This window comes from Nostocoides jenkinsii Ben 74 (genome assembly GCF_001046875.1).
Classification (GTDB): domain Bacteria; phylum Actinomycetota; class Actinomycetes; order Actinomycetales; family Dermatophilaceae; genus Nostocoides_A; species Nostocoides_A jenkinsii.
The window spans coordinates 3,577,737-3,580,780 of record NZ_HF571038.1 but is presented as its reverse complement, the minus strand read 5'-3'; the positions used below and the strand labels follow the sequence as shown (position 1 = coordinate 3,580,780).

At 67.6% G+C, this 3,044-nt stretch carries 2 protein-coding genes; both read left to right on the top strand.

Features of this window, described 5'->3' with window-relative positions; translation table 11 throughout:
• Window positions 1-193 precede the first annotated feature (193 nt).
• The gene (rpsO, locus tag BN13_RS17055; RefSeq protein WP_048548391.1) at window positions 194-463 is read left to right on the top strand and encodes a 30S ribosomal protein S15; all 270 of its coding nucleotides are present in this window, start codon (window positions 194-196) and stop codon (window positions 461-463) included.
• A gap of 125 nt (window positions 464-588) precedes the next feature.
• Window positions 589-2,970, top strand: coding sequence for a polyribonucleotide nucleotidyltransferase (locus tag BN13_RS17050; protein ID WP_048548389.1), 2,382 nt, complete (start codon window positions 589-591; stop codon window positions 2,968-2,970).
• The last annotated feature ends 74 nt before the right edge of the window (window positions 2,971-3,044 follow it).

The following is a 3,044-nucleotide window of genomic DNA, read 5'->3' as shown; positions in this document are numbered from 1 at the left end:
TTGAGCACGCCTTGGAAGGCGTGCTCAAGTGCGTAAGGCGTGCTCAAGTTCGGGGCGGGCGCGTCGATTAGGGCGGGCGCGGAGCCGCTGGTAATCTTGTGGGGTTGCCGTCATAACGGCCGCGGATCACAAGAGCCCCGGTGAACCAGCCCGGGCGCGCCGCGCAACGACACGAAAGAGAGCCGACTAGCTCATGCCCCTGGACGCTGACGTCAAGAAGTCCATTATCGCCGAGTACGCCACCGTCGAGGGTGACACCGGCTCCCCCGAGGTGCAGGTCGCGCTGCTCACCCAGCGCATCAAGGACCTCACCGAGCACGCTCGCGAGCACAAGCACGACCACCACAGCCGCCGCGGCCTGCTGCTGCTCGTCGGCCGTCGTCGTCGCCTGCTGCGCTACCTCGAGAGCATCGACATCGAGCGCTACCGTGCGCTGATCAAGCGACTCGGCCTGCGTCGTTGATCCACTGAACCAGAAGCGGTCCTGACTTCAGGGCCGCTTCTTGGCATGTCCGAGCCCGGACATGTCCCTTCCGGGGCACAACGACGATGCCCCCGGAACTGTCTGGAAACAGAAATGGAGGGCCCATGGAGGGTCCAGAAATCACGTTCACCGAAGCCGTCATCGACAATGGCAGTTTCGGCACCCGCACCGTCCGGTTCGAAACCGGACGCCTCGCCCGTCAAGCGGGCGGGTCGGTCAGCGCCTACCTCGATGGCGAGACCATGCTGCTGGCGACGACCACCGCGAGCGGCACCCCGAAGGACCAGTTCGACTTCTTCCCGTTGACCGTCGACGTCGAAGAGCGCATGTATGCCATCGGGAAGATCCCGGGCAGCTTCTTCCGTCGCGAGGGCCGTCCCTCGACCGAGGCGATCCTCACCTGCCGTCTGATCGACCGCCCGCTGCGCCCGTCCTTCGTCAAGGGCCTGCGCAATGAGGTTCAGGTGGTCATCACGGTGCTGTCGCTCAACCCCAATCACCAGTACGACGTGGTCGCGATCAACGCCGCCAGCGCCGCGACCCAGATCTCGGGTCTGCCGTTCTCCGGCCCCATCGGTGGCGTCCGCGTGTCGCTCATCGACGGCCAGTGGGTCGCCTTCCCCAACTTCAGCGACATCGAGCGCTCGACCTTCGACATGGTCGTCGCCGGGCGCGTCGTTGGTGACGATGTCGCCATCATGATGGTCGAGGCCGAGGCCACCGACGCCACCTGGAATCTCGTCAAGAACGAGGGCAAGACTGCTCCGACCGAAGAGGTCGTCGCCCAGGGTCTCGAGGCCGCCAAGGGCTTCATTCGCGTGCTGTGCGAGGCCCAGGCCGAGCTTGCCCGCCAGGCCGCCAAGCCGGTCGAGGAGTTCCCCCGCTTCCTGGACTACCAGGACGATGTGTATGCCGCGGTCGAGGCCGCCGCGACCAAGGACGGCCGCCTGGCCCAGATCCTGTCCATCGCCGGCAAGCAGGAGCGCGAGGACGCTCTCAACGAGTTGAAGAGCGAGATTCACCTCGCGCTCGTCGGCGATGCCGACGTCTTCACCGGTGAGGGCGCCGCCAAGGAGTTCACCGGCCGCCAGAAGGAGGTGTCCGCGGCATACCGCTCCGTGCAGAAGAAGCTCGTCCGCGAGCGCATCCTGCGTGACAAGGTCCGCATCGACGGTCGTGGGCTCGCGGATATCCGCGCCCTCTCGGCCGAGGTCGAGGTCCTGCCCCGCGTTCACGGCTCGGCGATCTTCGAGCGCGGCGAGACCCAGATCATGGGTGTCACCACGCTCAACATGCTGCGTATGGAGCAGCAGCTCGACACCCTCTCCCCGGTGACGCGCAAGCGCTACATGCACAACTACAACTTCCCGCCCTACAGCACCGGTGAGACGGGCCGCGTCGGTTCGCCGAAGCGCCGCGAGATCGGCCACGGCGCCCTCGCCGAGCGCGCGCTGATGCCGGTGCTGCCGACGCGCGAGGAGTTCCCGTACGCGATCCGTCAGGTGTCCGAGGCGCTCGGCTCCAACGGCTCGACGTCGATGGGTTCGGTCTGTGCCTCGACGCTGTCGCTGCTCAACGCCGGTGTGCCCCTGCGCGCCCCGGTCGCCGGCATCGCGATGGGCCTGGTCTCGGCCGAGGTCGACGGGCAGATGTCGTATGCCGCGCTGACGGACATCCTCGGGGCCGAAGACGCCTTCGGTGACATGGACTTCAAGGTCGCCGGCACCAAGGAGTTCGTCACCGCCATCCAGCTCGACACCAAGCTCGACGGCATCCCCGCCGACGTGCTGGCGGGTGCGCTGACGCAGGCCCGCGAGGCCCGGTTGCACATCCTCGATGTCATGGCCGAGGCGATCGACAGCCCCGACGAGATGTCGCCGTTCGCTCCGCGCGTCATCTCGGTCAAGGTGCCGGTCGACAAGATCGGTGAGGTCATCGGCCCGAAGGGCAAGATGATCAACCAGATCCAGGAGGACACCGGCGCCGATATCTCCATCGAGGACGACGGCACGGTCTACATCGGCGCGACCGACGGCCCGTCCGCTGAGGCGGCCCGCAACGCGATCAACGCGATCGCCAACCCGCAGATGCCGGAGATCGGCGAGCGCTTCCTGGGCACCGTCGTGAAGACGACGACCTTCGGGGCGTTCGTGTCGCTGCTGCCGGGCAAGGACGGGCTGCTGCACATCAGCGAGGTTCGCAAGCTCGTCGGCGGCAAGCGCATCGACGCCGTCGAGGACGTCCTGGCCATCGGCCAGAAGGTCCAGGTCGAGCTCAAGGAGATCGACCCGCGCGGCAAGCTCAGCCTCGCCGCGGTGCTTCCGGAAGGCGCCGAGGCGCCCGCCGCGAGCGCCGACGCCGCTCCGGCAGCGGAGACGTCCGAGGAGTCGGCTCCGGCCGCCGAGGATCGCCCACGCGAGCGCCGCGACGGTGGCCGCAACCGCCGTCGCCGGGGTCACGGCGAGGACCGCCGCGACGCGGAGTGATCCGCGGCCGCGGCCTAACTGCCTGAAGGGTGGCACCGATTCTCGGTGCCACCCTTCCTGCATTCGTCGGTAGG